The organism is Flavobacterium sp. I-STPP5a (genome assembly GCF_009764685.1).
Classification (GTDB): Bacteria; Bacteroidota; Bacteroidia; order Flavobacteriales; family Flavobacteriaceae; genus Flavobacterium.
The window spans coordinates 42693-60787 of the sequence record NZ_VHLM01000055.1 but is presented as its reverse complement, the minus strand read 5'-3'; the positions used below and the strand labels follow the sequence as shown (position 1 = coordinate 60787).

At 33.5% G+C, this 18095-nt stretch carries 20 protein-coding genes; 6 read left to right on the top strand and 14 right to left on the bottom strand.

Translation table 11 applies throughout. The features are described from left to right. The first annotated feature begins 27 nt into the window (after nucleotides 1-27). Nucleotides 28-444 (top strand): thiol-disulfide oxidoreductase DCC family protein, encoded by a 417-nt coding sequence (locus FJV36_RS10110; RefSeq protein ID WP_158729783.1) that lies wholly within the window; start codon nucleotides 28-30, stop codon nucleotides 442-444. A 126-nt stretch (nucleotides 445-570) separates the two neighbouring features. Here FJV36_RS10110 and ettA read toward each other — a convergent pair whose 3' ends face one another. From ettA to holA, 3 genes are all read right to left on the bottom strand, one after another. Next, nucleotides 571-2265 (bottom strand): energy-dependent translational throttle protein EttA, encoded by a 1695-nt coding sequence (gene ettA, locus FJV36_RS10105; RefSeq protein WP_158729784.1) that lies wholly within the window; start codon nucleotides 2263-2265, stop codon nucleotides 571-573. Between the two features lie 53 nt (nucleotides 2266-2318). Further along, a complete protein-coding gene (locus FJV36_RS10100) occupies nucleotides 2319-2495 on the bottom strand; it encodes a CAL67264 family membrane protein (RefSeq protein ID WP_086453741.1) in 177 nt (58 codons plus the stop codon). Nucleotides 2496-2561: 66 nt separating this feature from the next. Continuing rightward, nucleotides 2562-3566 carry a DNA polymerase III subunit delta gene (gene holA, locus FJV36_RS10095; protein WP_158981063.1) on the bottom strand — a complete coding sequence of 335 codons (1005 nt, stop codon included), beginning with the start codon at nucleotides 3564-3566 and terminating at the stop codon, nucleotides 2562-2564. Between the two features lie 93 nt (nucleotides 3567-3659). Here holA and FJV36_RS10090 point away from each other — a divergent pair, with 93 nt between their 5' ends. The 5 genes from FJV36_RS10090 to FJV36_RS10070 all read left to right on the top strand — a co-directional run bounded on the left by FJV36_RS10090 (nucleotide 3660) and on the right by FJV36_RS10070 (nucleotide 7590). Continuing rightward, complete coding sequence (locus tag FJV36_RS10090) at nucleotides 3660-4109, top strand: type I restriction enzyme HsdR N-terminal domain-containing protein (protein ID WP_158729786.1); 450 nt, start codon at nucleotides 3660-3662, stop codon at nucleotides 4107-4109. A gap of 14 nt (nucleotides 4110-4123) precedes the next feature. After that, nucleotides 4124-5107, top strand: a complete 984-nt coding sequence (locus FJV36_RS10085; RefSeq protein WP_158729787.1) for a glycosyltransferase family 2 protein — start codon at nucleotides 4124-4126, stop codon at nucleotides 5105-5107. A gap of 73 nt (nucleotides 5108-5180) precedes the next feature. Then, entirely contained in the window at nucleotides 5181-6014 is an 834-nt protein-coding gene (locus FJV36_RS10080; protein ID WP_158729788.1) for an OmpA family protein, read from the top strand. A gap of 185 nt (nucleotides 6015-6199) precedes the next feature. Next, nucleotides 6200-7006, top strand: a complete 807-nt coding sequence (locus tag FJV36_RS10075; protein ID WP_158729789.1) for a DUF3822 family protein — start codon at nucleotides 6200-6202, stop codon at nucleotides 7004-7006. Then, nucleotides 7003-7590, top strand: a complete 588-nt coding sequence (locus FJV36_RS10070) for an RsmD family RNA methyltransferase (protein WP_158729790.1) — start codon at nucleotides 7003-7005, stop codon at nucleotides 7588-7590. The genes FJV36_RS10075 and FJV36_RS10070 overlap by 4 nt, the downstream gene beginning before the upstream one ends. Nucleotides 7591-7648: 58 nt before the next feature. On the opposite strand, the gene FJV36_RS10065 is transcribed toward FJV36_RS10070, so the two are convergent. The 11 genes from FJV36_RS10065 to FJV36_RS10015 form a co-directional block, all read right to left on the bottom strand. Beyond that, nucleotides 7649-8206 (bottom strand): hypothetical protein, encoded by a 558-nt coding sequence (locus tag FJV36_RS10065; RefSeq protein WP_158729791.1) that lies wholly within the window; start codon nucleotides 8204-8206, stop codon nucleotides 7649-7651. 344 nt (nucleotides 8207-8550) lie between these two features. Then, the gene (hisIE, locus tag FJV36_RS10060) at nucleotides 8551-9150 is read right to left on the bottom strand and encodes a bifunctional phosphoribosyl-AMP cyclohydrolase/phosphoribosyl-ATP diphosphatase HisIE (protein ID WP_158729792.1); all 600 of its coding nucleotides are present in this window, start codon (nucleotides 9148-9150) and stop codon (nucleotides 8551-8553) included. Between the two features lie 231 nt (nucleotides 9151-9381). Continuing rightward, nucleotides 9382-10137 (bottom strand): imidazole glycerol phosphate synthase subunit HisF, encoded by a 756-nt coding sequence (gene hisF / locus FJV36_RS10055; RefSeq protein ID WP_158729793.1) that lies wholly within the window; start codon nucleotides 10135-10137, stop codon nucleotides 9382-9384. A 99-nt stretch (nucleotides 10138-10236) separates the two neighbouring features. Then, nucleotides 10237-10962: a 1-(5-phosphoribosyl)-5-[(5-phosphoribosylamino)methylideneamino]imidazole-4-carboxamide isomerase gene (gene hisA, locus FJV36_RS10050; RefSeq protein ID WP_158729794.1), complete on the bottom strand. Its 726-nt coding sequence runs from the start codon at nucleotides 10960-10962 to the stop codon at nucleotides 10237-10239. An 88-nt stretch (nucleotides 10963-11050) separates the two neighbouring features. Further along, nucleotides 11051-11632: an imidazole glycerol phosphate synthase subunit HisH gene (gene hisH, locus FJV36_RS10045; protein ID WP_158729795.1), complete on the bottom strand. Its 582-nt coding sequence runs from the start codon at nucleotides 11630-11632 to the stop codon at nucleotides 11051-11053. Nucleotides 11633-11709: 77 nt separating this feature from the next. Beyond that, nucleotides 11710-12846 (bottom strand): bifunctional histidinol-phosphatase/imidazoleglycerol-phosphate dehydratase HisB, encoded by a 1137-nt coding sequence (gene hisB / locus FJV36_RS10040; protein WP_158729796.1) that lies wholly within the window; start codon nucleotides 12844-12846, stop codon nucleotides 11710-11712. Between the two features lie 24 nt (nucleotides 12847-12870). Continuing rightward, nucleotides 12871-13920, bottom strand: a complete 1050-nt coding sequence (hisC, locus tag FJV36_RS10035; RefSeq protein ID WP_158729797.1) for a histidinol-phosphate transaminase — start codon at nucleotides 13918-13920, stop codon at nucleotides 12871-12873. Further along, on the bottom strand, nucleotides 13910-15202 hold the full coding sequence (hisD, locus tag FJV36_RS10030; RefSeq protein WP_158729798.1) for a histidinol dehydrogenase: 1293 nt from the start codon (nucleotides 15200-15202) through the stop codon (nucleotides 13910-13912). The genes hisC and hisD overlap by 11 nt, the downstream gene beginning before the upstream one ends. 86 nt (nucleotides 15203-15288) lie before the next feature. Next, complete coding sequence (gene hisG, locus FJV36_RS10025; RefSeq protein ID WP_158729799.1) at nucleotides 15289-16146, bottom strand: ATP phosphoribosyltransferase; 858 nt, start codon at nucleotides 16144-16146, stop codon at nucleotides 15289-15291. A gap of 264 nt (nucleotides 16147-16410) precedes the next feature. After that, nucleotides 16411-16914, bottom strand: coding sequence for a hypothetical protein (locus FJV36_RS10020; protein ID WP_233264601.1), 504 nt, complete (start codon nucleotides 16912-16914; stop codon nucleotides 16411-16413). A 53-nt stretch (nucleotides 16915-16967) separates the two neighbouring features. After that, nucleotides 16968-18086: a VIT1/CCC1 transporter family protein gene (locus FJV36_RS10015; protein ID WP_158729800.1), complete on the bottom strand. Its 1119-nt coding sequence runs from the start codon at nucleotides 18084-18086 to the stop codon at nucleotides 16968-16970. Between the last annotated feature and the right edge of the window lie 9 nt (nucleotides 18087-18095).

Genomic DNA, 18095 nt, shown 5'->3' with positions numbered 1-18095 from the left:
TAATCTAATTTAAACCGATTTTTCAACATGCAGGACCTTCCAAAAAATAAGAAAATAATACTCTTTGATGGTGTTTGCAATTTGTGTGATAATTCGGTACAACTCATTATTAAGCACGATACAAAAGACGTTTTTAGGTTTGTAGCTTTGCAATCTACTTTAGGTCAAGAGATCACTAATTATTTAGGAATTGATTCGCAAAAAATGGATAGCATCATCTTGTATCATCCAGGAGTTGCTTACTATTACAAAGCAGAAGCAGCATTAGAAATTGCCAAGGAATTAGGAGGAGTATTTACTTTTGCCCGTATTTTAGGATTTTTCCCTGTTTCATTTAGTAATATTGCTTATGATTATGTTGCAAAAAACAGATACAAATGGTACGGTAAAAAAGAAAGTTGTATGATGCCTACAGAGGCTCTTAAATCAAAATTTTTAAGTTAGAACACGCCGATTAATTGTTTTATTTTAAACAAGTTAATCAACTTCATCTAATTAATTACATAAAGATTTATTACAATAAAAAAGGCTGTCCAAATAGACAGCCTTTTTCAATAAAATAGGAGGAAATTAGTTGCGGATTAATTTTCTATATTTTAAACGTTTTGGAGTTAAATCACCACCTAAACGTTTCTTTTTATTTTCTTCATATTCAGTAAAACCTCCTTCGAAATAATACACTTCAGAGTCGCCTTCAAAAGCTAAAATGTGCGTACAAATTCTATCTAAGAACCATCTATCGTGCGAAATTACCACAGCACAACCAGCAAAATTCTCTAGACCTTCTTCTAATGCTCTTAACGTATTTACGTCCAAATCATTGGTTGGCTCATCCAGTAAAAGTACATTTCCTTCTTCCTTCAAAGTCATTGCCAAGTGTAAACGGTTGCGTTCTCCACCTGAAAGCATCGAAACTTTTTTGTTTTGTTCTCCACCACCAAAGTTGAAACGAGACAAATATGCTCTAGAATTGACTTGTTTACCACCCATCATGATTAATTCCTGACCATCAGCGAAATTTTCCCAGATAGATTTATTAGGATCAATATTAGAATGCGATTGATCTACGTAAGCAATTTTTACAGTTTCACCAACAGAAAAAGAACCACTATCTGTAGCTTGCTCACCCATTATCATTTTAAAAATAGTAGACTTACCAGCTCCGTTTGGTCCAATAATCCCAACGATTCCGGCTTGTGGCAACGTAAAATTTAGATTGTCATATAATAATTTGTCTCCAAAAGCTTTAGCTACATTTTTAGCTTCAATAACATTGGTTCCTAAACGTGGACCATTTGGAATGTATATCTCCAAGTTTTCGTCTAATTGTTTTTGGTCTTCGTTTAACAATTTATCGTAGTTCTGTAAACGTGCTTTTTGCTTAGTTTGACGTCCTTTGGCACCTTGACGAACCCAATCCAACTCACGCTCTAAGTTTTTTCTGCGTTTTGAAGCTACTTTTTCTTCAAGAGCCATTCTGCTAGATTTTTGATCTAACCAAGAAGAATAATTCCCTTTCCACGGAATACCTTCTCCTCTATCCAACTCTAGAATCCAACCAGCTACATTATCAAGGAAATATCTATCGTGCGTTACAGCAATTACTGTTCCTGAATATTGTGCTAAATGCTGCTCTAACCAAAGAACGCTCTCAGCATCCAAGTGGTTGGTAGGCTCATCTAAAAGCAAAACGTCAGGTTGTTGCAACAACAAACGACACAAAGCTACACGACGACGCTCACCACCAGAAAGGTTTTTAATTGGCGTATCACCATCTGGAGTACGTAAGGCATCCATAGCAATTTCCAGTTTGGTATCGATTTCCCAAGCTCCCAGCGCATCAATTTTGTCTTGCAAAGCCGCTTGACGATCCATCAATTTGTCCATTTTATCTGGATCAGAATAGTTTTCTTCAAGTCCAAACAAATCATTAATTTGATTGTATTCTGCTAAAACAGCCATAGTTTCTGCTGCGCCTTCTTGAACAATTTCTAAAACGGTTTTAGAATCGTCCAAAATTGGTTCTTGCTCTAAGTATCCTACCGTATAACCCGGTTGAAAAACAACATCTCCTTGATAATTTTTATCAACACCTGCAATAATTTTTAAAAGTGATGATTTTCCAGAACCATTAAGTCCTAATATACCTATTTTGGCACCATAAAAGAAACTCAAATAAATATTTTTAAGTACTGGTTTATCTGCACCTTGATAGGTTTTACTCAATTTTTGCATTGAGAATATTACTTTTTTATCGTCTGACATAATCTATGTTTTACAGTTATCTTTTTATTTATTTTTCTCTTTGTGTTTGTATTTTACAACCTGCCTTTGAGTGAGCTAAATACCCAAGCATTTGCTAAAAATCCAATTCCTACTGCTGCAAATCCCCATCCAGCAACATCATCATATCGAAACGCGCCCAGAGCAATAAGCAATAATCCCATTAAAATCATAATGAGTGTTGCCCAACCTAAGATTGTATTTTTATTCATGTTCCTTACTTTATTTATAAATGTTTTGTTACGATTTGAGTTGCAAATATCGTAATTTTTATAATTTTAATTGAATATTTTAAAAAGCATCTCTCGTAATAAATCCGATTGTGAAATTGCATTTGCACCTACTCCTTTACTTTTCACGTCAATATCTCGAAGTGCTCCAACTATTTGGCTCACTTTTTTCATTGGATAATTTTTCAAAGCAACATCGTATTCTTTCATAAAAAATGGGTTCACACCTATTACGGCTGCCACATTTTTTGGGTTTCTATCCTTTAAACCATGATATTTTAAAAGTTGTATAAAAAATCCAAATATTAAACTAGTGGTCACCACCATAGGGTTTTCCTTTGGGTTTTGAGCGAAGTTTTCAGCTATTTTATATGCTTTCAACTGATTGCGCTCTCCAAGTGCTTTTCTAAGTTCAAACACATTATAATCTTTACTAAAACCAATATTATCCTCAATATGTTGGGGTGTTATTGTACTACCCACAGGTAAAATAATTTGTAATTTTTCTAATTCATTGTTTATTTTACTCAAATCAGTACCTAAAAACTCTACAAGCATTGCTGCAGCTTTAGGCTCTATCATGTATTTTTTACCAGAGAGTACACGCTTAATCCAATCGCCTACTTGGTTTTCATATAATTTTTTACTCTCGAAAACCAATCCGTTTTTTGCAATAAGTTTGGTTACTTTTTTTCGTTTATCAACTGTTTTGTATTTATAACACAGCACTAAAACGGTTGAAGGCATTGGGTTATCTGCATAAGCTTCAAATTTATCAAATGTTCGATTTAAATCTTGAGCTTCTTTTACAATTACAACTTGGCGGTCCGCCATCATAGGATATCGCTTTGCAGTAGCAATCACATCTTCAACAGTTACATCTCGTCCGTATAAAACGGTTTGATTGAATCCTTTTTCTTCTTCAGATAATACTTTTTCTTCAATAAAATCTGAGAGTTTGTCAATATAATAAGACTCCTCACCCATTAAAAGGTAAATGGGTTTTATGGAACCGCTTTTTATATCATTTACAATTTTTATGACTTCGTCCATTTCAATTTAATTCAAGTTCTCAAGGGCAAAGAATGTTTATTAAGAATGCATCTTTAAACTTTACTTTTTAAACTTATTTAATACTTTTGCACCATGCAAATTCTAAATTTTCCACACTACACTTTTCGGTTCAAAAATAGCGAAAATAAAGCAGCTATATTTGATGTTGTTCGTAAAAAATTCATAATACTTACTCCCGAAGAATGGGTTAGACAGCATGTAGTTCGGTTTTTATTGGAACAAAAAAAATACCCACTTTCTTTAATAAATGTTGAAAAAGTTTTAAAAGTCAATGGCTTACGCAAAAGGTACGATGTTGTTGTTTACAATACTGACGGTACAATTAATATCCTTATAGAATGTAAAGCTCCTCAAATTCAAATAGCACAAGTTACATTTGACCAAATAGCACGTTATAATATGACACTACAAGCCAACTTTTTGATGGTAACAAATGGATTGAATCACTACTTTTGCCAAATGGATTTTGAAAATGAAAAATATCAATTTCTGAAAGATTTACCCAACTACGGGCCACTTTAGCACATTATTACACCATGAAAATAGCCGTTGTTATCCTTAATTGGAATGGAACCAAATTATTAGAACAATTTTTACCCTCAGTAGTACAATTTTCAAAAGAAGCTACTATCTATGTTGCAGATAATGCTTCTACAGATACCTCAATTGCTTTTTTAAAACAAAATTATCCTGAGGTTGTGATTATTCAAAATTCTGGTAATTTTGGGTTTGCGAAAGGCTATAACGAAGCACTTCAACATGTGAATGCTGATGTGTATGCGCTAATCAATTCTGATATTGAAGTAACCGAAAATTGGTTGCAACCTATTTCAAAAACCTTTGAAATCGAACCAAATACGGCCATTATCCAACCCAAAATACTAGATTTCAAAAATAAAGAATATTTTGAATATGCCGGAGCAGCTGGAGGTTTTATAGACAAGTACGGATACCCTTTTTGCCGCGGAAGAATATTTGAAACTTTAGAAAAAGATTTAGGACAATACGATGATGAAACAAAGTTGTTTTGGGCTTCTGGAGCTTGTTTTTTTATACGAAGTGCTATTTATCAAGAACTCGGAGGCTTTGATGGAGATTTTTTTGCTCATCAAGAAGAAATAGATTTATGTTGGCGAGCCATAAATAAAGGATATTCAATTAAATATTGCTATAAATCAGTAGTCTATCATGTAGGCGGTGCTACTTTACAACAAGGAAACCCCTTAAAAACGTTTTTGAATTTTAGGAACTCCTTATTGATGCTAACAAAGAATTTACCTAAAAATCAATTGTTTCCAATTCTATTTACAAGAATGATACTTGACGGAATTGCTGGACTTAAATTTTTATCTCAAGGAAAAGGAAAACATTTTTTAGCCATACTTAAAGCTCATGCGGCGTTTTATGCACTATTTAGAACAAATTTTGCAAAACGCGATACAGTACAATTAAAAAGCTATTATAATAAAAAAAGTATTGTTTATCATTATTTCATTGAAAAACGGCACGTTTTTTGGTAAAATTTATGAGAATTATAAACAAAACTTAACACCTTTAAACTAAATTTGTTTGAGTAACAAAAAAAAATTATCTATGAAAAAAATAGCATTAACCTTAACTATTTTAGCCCTTATGACGTCATGTGTTTCTAAAAAGAAATATGCTGATTTAGCGGCAAAAAATAAAGAGACACAAGACCTTCTAAATACTGCCACTGTAAAGCTCAATTCTTGTTTAGAGGAAAAAGCAGGACTTGCCGCAACTGCCGCAACTTTAAAAGAACAAAATCAAGGCCTGATTAGTGTTTCTAAAGACATGACCGTTTTATCTACAAAAGGAGCCGAAAATATTGAAAAAGCACTAGAATCAATCAAAGAGAAAGATTTAAAAATAAGCAGAATGCAAGATGCTTTAACTAAAAAAGATAGTGTAACTCTTGCACTTGTTACTAGTTTAAAAAGTTCAGTAGGAATATCTGATCCAGATATTGAAATAAATGTTGAAAAAGGGGTGGTATTTATTTCTATTGCAGATAAATTATTATTTAAAAGCGGAAGCTATGATGTAACAGATCAAGCCAAAGGAGTACTTGCCAAAGTAGCTAAGGTTGTAAATGACAAACCAGATTTTGAGTGTATGGTTGAAGGTCATACAGATAATGTACCTTATAATGGGACTGGAGTCTTACTTGACAACTGGGATTTAAGTGTAAAACGTTCCACCTCAATTATACGCGTACTTACAAATCAACTTGGTGTAAAACCAGAACAATTGATAGCCGCTGGTAGAAGTTCGTACATACCACTTGTTGCTAATGATACTCCAGAAAATAAATCAAGAAACCGTAGAACGAGAATTGTTGTTCTTCCAAAAATTGATCAATTTTATGAAATGATTGAAAAAGAAATGAAAAAGCAAAAACAATAGTTTTTTATTAAATTTATATTCTAAACGCCTCAATCAGAGGCGTTTTTTTTGTTACTAAAATCAAGCCCTCATGTGGTTTATAAAGTTAAAATATATTATTTGAAATCAACACCATTTCCTTTACATTTGGATACTTATTACTGATTAAATTTGTAAGTTTGCGATGTTAAAAAATATGAGTTTTCATGGATGTAATCGAAAAAAATTATAAAAAATTATCTGTTCAAGTTTCCTTGACTGGACTTTCTTTTTGTTGTTTTGATACCTTAAATGATACGGTTTCTTCTTTTAATGAAGTTTATTTTGATGCTTTTCCTAAAACAACAAAGATTGAAGATTTATTTGAAAATGCTTTCAAAAAACATTTAGAATTATCTGAAAAATACGACGAAATTCTTGTCATTCATAACAATAATTTAGCAACTTTTGTTCCTACTTTATTTTTTAATGAAGAAGCATTGGGGAGTTACTTACAATACAATACTAAAGTTTTTGAAACTGATTATTTCACATTTGATACATTAGAAAACTTCCAAATGAATACGGTTTATATTCCGTATGTAAATATCAATAACTTTTTTATAGATCATTTTGGATCCTTTACATACAAGCATGCACACAGTATTTTGGTCTCTAAATTATTAGAGTTAACAAAAGATAAGTACCATAAAAAAATGTTTGTTCACCTTAATACAGGTCATTTTGAAATAGTAGTTATAGAAAATCAAAAACTGATATTTTTCAATTCATTTGATTATAAAACATCCGAGGATTTAATTTATTATATACTTTTTACAGCAGAACAGTTAGGGATGAATCCTGAATATTTTGCATTAGAATTCATTGGAAAGATAGATATAGAAAGTGATTTTTACACTATTGTTTACAAATACATTCGAAACGTATCACTCATAGATGTGGAAGATTTACGTTGGAACAATTATTTTTCTGTTGCCGAAAACAGAGCCCATTACATACTTTTTAACTCATGAGAATCATATCCGGAAAATATAAAGGAAGGAGAATTTCACCTCCAAAAGGCCTACCTGTTCGACCTACAACAGACATGTCCAAAGAAGCTTTATTCAATGTTTTAAACAATCATTTCAGCTTTGAAGACCTCAAAATATTAGATTTATTTGCAGGGACTGGAAACATAAGTTATGAGTTTGCTTCTCGTGGTAGTACTCCAATAACTTCTGTTGATGGTGACTTTGGTTGCGTAAAATTTATCAAACAAGTTGCAGCCGAATACGATTTCAATATAGCTGCTACAAAAAGTGATGTGTTTTCTTATTTAGAAAAATGCAAGACATCATATGATATTATTTTTGCAGATCCCCCTTATGGTTTAGACCAAAAAACATTCGAACGATTAGTCATGTTAGTTTTTGAGAAAGAATTACTCAACGAAGATGGCATGATGATTATTGAACATTCTAAATATACAAAGCTCGATCATATGATGCATTTTTCGTTTCAGAAAAGTTATGGCGGTTCTATTTTTAGTTTTTTTGAAATAGAAAACGAAAACGAAGATGAAATAAAAGTGATTTCACTGAATCAAGAAGATTAAACCTTTTTCTTTATTTCACAAAAAAAGCTCTATTTAAGAGCTTTTTTTGTGATTTATATTATTTACCAATTACCCATCCAAGCGTGAAATTAATAATTGGTATCACATTCGAATCAGCTTTTTTAAAATTATACGCAATACCTGCGTTCAAATCGAGGTTAAAATTTTTATTATATGTTCTCTGAAATCCCCATACTGGTCCTGCAATTAATGAAGCATCTGATTGAAGAAAATTTTTATTCGTATTTATTGATTTGAAGTGATAACTAGCTTCAAAAGCAACAAAGCTACCTGTATTTTTTTTGATTGTTTTATTTTTGGATACCCTTTTATCTAAATTATAATAATGCCTAATCTGAGTATTTATAAAAGGATAAAATCTCGAAGTATTTCCAAACGTATTTGAGGTATATCCGTATCCTGAACTGATTTCTGAATACAACGTGTTTTTTGAACTCAGTCCGTGCTCGTACACAAAACCTGGAAGCAACACATTTATCTTAAATTGACTTTTAGCTACAGTTGGTTTTTCTTGTGCAGAGGAATGTGAAACAGTGATGGCTGAAAATACTGCTAAAATGACTATTTTACTGTTTTTAAATACCGATAGGTGCATAAGTAAATATTTATATTTTAAAAAAAAATTGATTTTATAAAGCACAAACTTACTAAATATAAATGTTAAAAAATAAGATTTTTACACTATAATAATTCACAAACGTGAAAATTTAGCCAAAATTAATTGATACGTAGGAGTAACAAGACCGTATTATAATCCTTCAATAACTATATAACTCTGTTAATGAATTCACTTCAGTATTATTGCCTGCTAAATCATCTTTGCGGTTTGATGATGTATTGTCTTGAGGTGATTTCTCTACTTTTAGACTAGTTTACGTACTAATAACCCAATAGACTTGTATTCTTCTATTGGGGGTACAAGTTTCAAAATTTATTAAATTATTTTTGGCGACTTTTTAGTACTTCAATAACATCATTCAATTTGAATCCTTTGGCTTGAAGTAAAATCAAATAATGAAACAATAAATCAGCACTTTCACTCAAGAACAAATCATCATTATCATCTTTGGCTTCAATAACTACTTCTATTGCTTCTTCACCAACTTTTTGTGCAATTTTATTGATTCCTAATTGAAATAAAGAAGCAACATAACTTTTTTCAGAGTCAGCTTTTTCTCTACGGGTTTCAATAGTTTGCTCTAGGTGTGAAATAAAACCATAATCGGCTTTGTTCACTGTTTGCCAGCAAGTATCAGCACCTGTATGACATGTTGGGCCAACTGGCTTTGCTTGAATCAATAAAGTATCGCCATCGCAGTCATTTTTTATATCAACTAAGTTTAAAAAGTTGCCACTCTCCTCACCTTTTGTCCAAAGCCTTTGTTTAGAACGGCTAAAAAAGGTTACTTTTTGTGTTTCGATAGTTTTACGATATGCTTCTTCATTCATGTACCCTAACATCAAAACGGCTTTCGTATCGCTATCTTGTATAATGGCTGGAATTAATCCGTCTGTATTTTTTGAGAAATCTATGTTCATTTTTTTTAAGTATTAAGGTGTAAGTATTAAGTAGTAAGTAATAAGTTGTAAGTTTTAAGGTTTAGATTATGATTATTAAGTTGTAAGTCTTAAGTGCTTTGTATTAAATTCAAAGTTATAAGTATAGTATTTAAAGCTAAATAAGCAACTCTATACTTAATACCTAATACTTCATAATTCATACTTAATACTCAATACTGCATAATTAATACTTAAAACTTATGCCTTAATTTAAATTCGTACTTCAATATTATTGTTTTTGAGAGCTTCTTTCAATGTTTTGATTTCAATTTCTTTAAAATGAAATACACTTGCTGCTAAGGCTGCATCGGCTTTCCCTTCTAGGAATGAATCTACAAAATGCTGAATATTTCCTGCACCACCGGATGCAATAATTGGAATATTAACTAGTTCCGAAAGTTTGGCCAAAGCCTCATTCGCAAAACCATTTTTAGTTCCGTCATTATCCATCGAGGTGAATAGTATTTCACCTGCGCCACGTTGCTCCACTTCCTTTGCCCAATCAAATAAATTCAGTTCAGTAGGCACTTTTCCGCCCACTAAATGTACAATCCATTGACCGTCAATTTGCTTAGCATCAATTGCAACCACAACACATTGGCTTCCAAATTTTTGTGCCAAATCATTAATCAACTCCGGATTTTTAACAGCTGATGAATTTATCGAAACCTTATCTGCACCATTTTGCAATAAAACATCAACATCCTTAACAGAGGAAATTCCGCCACCAACTGTAAATGGAATATTAATAGTTGCAGCTACTTTTCGAACCAAATCAATTAAGGTTTTTCTTCTTTCTTCGGTTGCCGAAATGTCTAGAAAAACCAATTCATCAGCTCCTTCATCCGAATATATTTTGGCTAATTCAACCGGATCGCCGGCATCACGTAAGTCTACAAAATTGACACCTTTTACGGTTCTTCCGTTTTTTATGTCAAGACAAGGGATTATTCTTTTTGTAAGCATATTTTTTGTTGTTACACAGAGATTCACGAAGGTAGCACAGAGACACACAAAATTTTTAGTGAATCTTTCTATTTTCTTTCTGTGCCTTCGCGAAATAATCTATTTGTTTAATATGTATTGTTCCAATTGTTTCAATGAGATTCGTCCTTCGTAAATAGCTTTACCTATGATCGTTCCTTCGCAACCTAATTCCGCTAATCTAGGTAATTCATCAAAAGTAGAAATTCCTCCTGAAGCGATCAATTTTAAACTTTTATTTTCATTCAAAATCTTCGCATACAAATCAAATGATGGTCCTTCTAGCATACCATCTTTGGCAATATCAGTACAAATTACGTACTGAATTCCTTTGTTTTGATAGTCTTGAATAAAGGGAATCAAATCTTCATTTGAATCTTCTAACCAGCCTGAAACAGCTACTTTTTCATTATTAGCATCTGCTCCCAAAATAATTTTATCCGCACCGTACTCTGCAATCCATTTTCCGAATAATTCTCTATTTTTCACAGCAATACTGCCGCCAGTAATTTGATTTGCACCACTTTCAAATGCAATTTTCAAATCGGAATCTGCTTTTAAACCACCGCCAAAATCAATTTTTAGACTTGTTTGTGTTGCAATTTGTTCTAATATTTTATAATTCACAATTTGGCTTGATTTTGCACCATCTAAATCCACCAAATGTAAATATTCAATTCCGTGCGCTTCAAATTCTTTAGCAACTTCAAGCGGGTTTTCGTTGTAAATAATTTTGGTATTGTAATCTCCTTTGGACAAACGGACACATTTCCCGTCGATGATGTCTATTGCTGGTATTATTCTCATTTTTGTTAATTTAAAGATTTAATAATTGAATTATTTAAAGATTAACGCTATTGGTCAAAGAAATATTTGACTCACTAATTTTTCAATCTTATAATTTTAAGAAATTCCCTAAAATTTGTTCACCAATATCACCGCTTTTCTCTGGGTGAAATTGTGTTCCGTAAAAATTATTTTTCTTCAATGCTGAGGCATATTCTACTTCATAATTTGTAGTAGCAATCGCATCGGGGCAATTTGGCGCATAAAAACTATGTACCAAATACATGTACTCCTTTTCAGAAATTCCTATGAACAAATCTGATTTCAAATTATAAATTTGATTCCAGCCCATTTGCGGCACTTTTACTTTTGAAGTGAATTTAACCACATCTACATCAAAAATTTCCAAACCAGCAGTGTTTCCTTCTTCTGATTTGTTACACATCAATTGCATCCCCAAACAAATCCCTAGAACAGGTTGTTTCAGGGTTGGAATCAATACATCAAGACCACTATCGATCAGCATTTTCATTGCAGAACTTGCTTCGCCAACACCAGGAAAAATAACCTTATCTGCTGCTTTTATTTCCTTCCAATCGTTACTAAGCACTGCTGTAAAACCCAGGCGTTCTATGGCAAACATAATGCTTTGAATATTCCCGGCTCCGTAGTTTATAATTACTATTTTCATTTGACTTTTGTTTCAAGTTTCAAGTTTAACGTTTAAAGTTGCTCAAGTCAACCTGAAACTTTAAACTTGAAACAATTTTAAAGCATACCCTTCGTACTTGGTAAAATCATTTTTTCTGTATCCCGTTTCACAGCTACTTTTATCGCTTTTGCAAAAGCTTTAAAAATCGCTTCAATCTTGTGGTGCTCATTAGTACCTTCAGCCTTGATGTTAATATTGGCTTTGGCACCATCTGAGAACGATTTAAAAAAGTGAAAGAACATTTCGGTTGGCATTTTACCCACCATTTCTCGGTTGAATTCGGTTTCCCAAACCAGCCAATTTCTACCTCCAAAATCGATAGCCACTTGAGCTAAACAATCGTCCATTGGCAAACAAAAACCATAACGTTCTATACCCAATTTATTACCCAATGCCTTTCCAAAAACTTCTCCAAGCGCAATAGCAGTATCTTCAATAGTGTGGTGTTCATCTACTTCTAGATCACCTTGTACTAGGATTTCCAAGTCCATTTGACCGTGACGCGCAATTTGGTCTAGCATGTGATCAAAAAACGCTATTCCGGTTTCAATTTTACTCTTTCCAGTTCCATCAAGGTTCAAATTGATGTAAATATCAGTTTCATTCGTCTTTCTTGAAATGGTTGCTGAACGTTCTTCTAATTTTAAAAACTCATAAATCGTTTTCCAATCCGTGGTTTGAAGCGCTATAACCGAGTCTAATTCTTCTCTTTTTGAAGCTATTTCGTCACTTCCTAAAGCTTCATCTGTATTAATGAAAATCCCTTTTGCACCCAAGTTTTTCGCTAATTCCACATCAGTAATGCGGTCTCCAATTACAAATGAGTTTGCTAAATCATAGTCAGAACTATTGATATATTTAGTCAATAAACCTGTTGCTGGCTTGCGTGTAGGGGCATTTTCATGTGGAAACGTTTTATCAATTAAAACGTCACTAAAAACAACCCCTTCATTTTCAAAAGCTTTCATCACCAAGTTATGCACGGGCCAAAAATTCTCTTCGGGATGAGAAGCCGTTCCTAAACCATCTTGATTGGTTACCATTACTAGTTCAAAATCTAATTCTTTGGCAATTTTACCTAAATATTGAAAAGCATTTGGGTAAAATTCTAATTTTTCAAAACTGTCTAATTGGTAGTCATGAGGTTCCAAAACCATCGTTCCATCACGATCTATAAAAAGTATTTTTTTCATTAAAAAAAGTTTAAAGTTTAAGGTTTAAAGTTGTTTTAACACCTCAATTAATTTTTTATTTTCTTCTTCAGTTCCTACTGTCAAACGCAATGTGTTTTCACAAAGTGCTTGTGTAGTTCTGTTTCGAATTACAATTCCTTTTACAATTAACTCAGCATATCTTTTATTGGCATCATCCACTTTAACCAAAACAAAATTGGCTTCCGTAGGATGAATTTTTTCCACATAACTCACTTCTGATAAAGCTTCAATTAAAAGTTCTCTTTGTGATATAATTAACTCAATTTCACCTGTAATAGCTTGCTGATCTTCAAGTCTTGCTACCGCTCTATTTTGCGATAATTCGTTTACATTATAAGGAGGTTTAATTCGGTTTAAGATCGTAGTAACCGCGCTAGAAGCATAACAAATTCCTAAACGGATTCCCGCCAATCCATAAGCTTTAGATAGCGTTTGTGTAATAATCAAATTAGGATATTCATCCAATTCATTGATCCAACTTTCTTTTTTAGAAAAGTCAATATACGCTTCGTCAATAACAACGAGTCCTTTAAAGTTTTGCAAAAGATACGCTACACTTTCATCCAAAAAGGAATTTCCCGTAGGGTTATTTGGCGAACATAAAAAGATCATTTTGGTATTGGCGTCAACCGCTTCCATGATTTTTTCAATCTCTGGCTGAAAATCTTCCGAAAGTAAAACTTCTCTATTCTCAATGGCATTCAAATTAGATAAAACGCCGTACATGCCATACGTTGGAGGCAAAGTAATCACGTTATCAGTATTTGGTTCACAAAATGCTCTGAAAAGTAAATCTAAAATTTCATCACTACCATTTCCTAATACAATCTGATTCGTTTGCACACGACGTTGTTTCGCTAAAAGGCGTTTTACACGCATTTGTTGAGGATCTGGATATCTATTTACGCCATTTTCAAACGGATTTTCATTGGCATCCAAAAAAATCATTTCGGCTGTATCAAAGTCTTCAAACTCATCACGAGCAGATGAATACGGTTTCATGTTTTTTACATTCTCCCGAACTAAATTAGTAATATCGAACTTATTTTCCATTTTCAAGTGCTTTTAATCGTAATGTAACTGCGTTTTTGTGTGCTTGTAATCCTTCGGCATCAGCCATAATTTCAATTGCCTTTCCGATGGCTTGAATTCCTTGTTCGTTAATTTTTTGAAAAGTCATCGTTTTCATAAAACTATCTAAGTTTACACCACTGTAATTCTTGGCATAACCATTCGTTGGTAAGGTGTGATTGGTTCCCGAGGCATAATCGCCTGCACTCTCAGGAGTATAGTTTCCTATAAAAACCGAACCCGCATTTTCTATTTTGTCAATATAAAAATCATCGTTGGCGGTGCATACAATAAAGTGTTCAGGACCGTATTCGTTGATTAAATCTAAAGCAATTTGATCATTTTCGACAAAAATTAATTTGGAGTTAGCAATGGCTTTCTCAGCAATGGCTTTTCTTGGCAAAGCCTCAATTTGAGTAGCAACTTCATCAGCAACAGCCTCGATTAATTTTTTTGATGTCGAAACTAAAATCACCTGACTATCTGCTCCATGCTCTGCTTGCGACAATAAATCCGACGCTACAAAAGCAGGAACGGCAGTATCATCAGCAACAATCAATAATTCTGAGGGGCCTGCTGGCATATCAATAGCAACTCCAAATTGTGTTGCCAATTGTTTGGCTACCGTTACAAATTGATTTCCTGGTCCAAAAATTTTGTACACTTTAGGAATACTTTCTGTACCAAAAGTTAAACCTGCAATAGCTTGAATTCCGCCCACTTTCATGATTTTAGTTACTCCACATAAATTGGCCGAAAATAAAATAGCAGGATTAATTTTACCTCCTTTATCGGGTGGTGAACACAAAACAATCTCATTACAACCCGCAATTTCAGCAGGAACGGCAAGCATCAAAACAGTCGAAAACAAAGGCGCTGTTCCACCCGGAATATATAAACCTACTTTTTGAATAGGTCTTTTTTCTTGCCAGCATGCAACTCCTGTTACGGTCTCAACAGCCACACGCTCTGTTTTTTGAGCACGGTGAAAGGCCGTAATATTAGACTTTGCCAAAGCAATTGCTTCTTTTAACTCTTGCGGTACTGCAGCGATGGCCTCTTGAATTTCAGCTTCAGAAACAATCATTGTATCTACTGCAACGCCATCAAAAAGCCATGTATATTTGGCCACAGCCTCATCCCCTTTTTTCTGTACCTCTTTGAAAATTTCTTTTACAGTAGCTTCAATATCATCTACCGTTTTTGTAGGTCGTTCTAAAATACTAGACCACGTTTCTGGTTTTGGATTGTATATTTTGTTCATTGTATTGTTTTTTACCGCAAAGTTCACAAAGGTTTTCGCAAAGTTCGCAATGAATTTTTACTTAAATACGTTTTACTTTAAAGTGGCTATAGTACCATTTTCTCAATTGGACAAACCAAAATTCCTTCGGCTCCAGCCTCTTTCAACTGATCGATAACATCCCAAAAAGTATCTTTATCAATTACAGAGTGTACACTGCTCCAACCTTCTTGCGCCAATGGTAAAACGGTTAAGCTGCGTAAAACTGGAAGAATTTTACCAACTGCCTCAATTTTATCATTAGGAACGTTCATCAATATGTATTTTGATTTTCTAGCTCTTAAAACCGACTCGATTCTGAATTTCAACGTGTCGATAATTTTTTGAGATTCTGGACTTACTTTTGGCGAAACAGCCAACACCGCTTCACTCTTGAAAATTACTTCAACCTCTTTTAAATTATTTTTAAATAAGGTACTTCCGCTTGATACAATATCTACAATAGCATCAGCAAGACCAATGTTTGGTGCAATTTCAACCGAACCCGAAATTTGGTGAATGTCAACCGTAACACCTTTTGAATTAAAGAAATCTAGTACCGTTTTAGGATACGATGTAGCAATGCGCATTCCATCAAGATCTTTGACAGATGTGTATTGAAAAGATTTAGGTACAGCAACAGATACTTTGCATTTTGAAAACCCTAATTTTTGAATGACTTCAATATTTCCGCCTTTTTCAACCAATAAATTATCTCCAACAATAGCAATATCTACTACGCCATCCATTAAATATTGTGGGATATCCGAATTTCTTAAATAGAGAACTTCAAGAGGAAAGTTAGAGGCTTCGGCTTTTAATTGGTCGATTCCGTTATCAATAGAGATACCAGCATCTTTTAGAATTTGAATGCTGTCTTCGTTTAAACGACCTGATTTTTGAATTGCAATTTTTAATGTACTCATTTTTTTGTTTTTTTTAGAATGATAATGTTTGAGTACAATGTGAGGTAATAAAAAACCCGTTTGATGTACTCAAACGGGTTTTTAAATATGATGATTTACATGCATACCATTAACACATCGCTTGAGAGCAATAATGAAAATGATGATGATGTAATTGTATTGTAAACATGTGCTTTTATTTTTCTTAGCAAAGATAGATTCTTTTTTTATTAAAAAGCAATTAATACTTTAACTAAATGTTTCTTTTTTGTTAAAATATTTTTTTTATTCCTTTTCGTCCTCATTTGTAGGAGCAATTTTCTCTGTGCTACTGTCCGCAGCAGCACTTTGAGTTCTTATTTCAGTATGTCGAACTTCGCCTCCTGTTGTGCCCGTTTGTTGTGCAAAAAACACAGCGATGATTGCAACAACTGTCGCGATATAAGAAACTAGATTTGCTTTTGGCTTGTTTTTCAAATTAGAATAAAGGCCAAACAATGATGTAATTGCTAGCGCATATAAAACAATTGCTAATTTTTCAGCCATTTCCTCATGTTCATGAATAATTGCTTTTCCTATTCCTGGGAAATCTTCCACCATTTCCTCTGCTCCTTCACCGGTAGACATGCTAAAAAAGCCAAAAACAGCTGCAATTACAAATAATACATAAGCGGTGTTTTGTACCGATTTATTCTTGAGTACTATTCCAGCGATTAAAATCCCAAGTCCAAGGATTGTTCCAATAATAGGAAAATGGTTTACAACTAGATGTAAGTGTGCATCATTCATAATTTTATAGTTTAAGTTAGTATTCGTTAGTGATATTTAATTTTTTTAGAATTTTATCCTGCTAAGGAAACGCCAATTAAGGAACCGATTCCGTAGGTAACTGCTGCTGCTAATAAACCGAAAGCCACTTGTCTGAATCCCGAGAATAAAATGCTTTTTCCTGTCAATAAAGTGATGGCTGCTCCTATTCCAAAAAGCCCTATAACACTGCTTCCGACACTCAGTAAAATTGCATTTTTTCCGTCTAAAAACATAAAAGGATATAACGGAATAATCGCTCCAATTGCAAAAAGCACAAACGATGCTGTTGCTGCTTCCCAGGCTGATCCTCCTAATTCTTCTTTATCAATTCCTAATTCCTCGGTAATGATGGCATCAATCGCTGTTTGTGGATTTTCAAAAGCTTTGTCAGCCAATTTTTGTGCTTCGACTGCACTCATTCCTTTGGCTTGATACAATAAAACCAATTCTTTTTTCTCTTCTTCGGGAGAAGCTTCTAATTCTTCGGTTTCTAAATCAATTTGACGCTGGTTTAATTCTCTGGAACTTTGTACCGAAAGCCATTCGCCTAGTGCCATTGATATCGCACCGGCCAAAAGTCCTGCAATTCCGGTTAGCAATATCGTATCATTAGAAACGGCTGCTCCTGCAACTCCCATGACCAAACTCATATTAGAAACCAATCCATCATTAGAACCTAAAACTGCCGCTCGCAAGGCATTTCCTCCAACGGATTTATGCCTGCTTTCAAATTTAGACAACAGCCCCCCAGAAACATTTAGAGCAGCATTATTATTTACAGCTTCAATGATATTTAGATGATTGTGCTCAAAACCAGTTGGTTTTTCACCCGTTTTAATTTTATTTCGAACCGAATTTTCGGCAAACTGTTTTTCAATTGAGGATAAGGAGCTAATTATGGAACTGTATCCAAAAATTTTACCCAACTTCAATTGAAATTTTGCTCTACCAGATGGCAAAGGCGTGTTAAAATTTGGTTCTATGGTACGAACTTTATCTAACATGTGTTTTGCATGTCCTTTCTCGATTTCGCCTAAACTAAGTAAAACTCTCGAAAGATTTTCGTCAGACTGAATGGCAGCAATACTATCATACAAAAAGGCCGTATCAACCTCTGTTTGCAATTGATCTTTAAGTTTATTCAAGTCCATTATTTCATT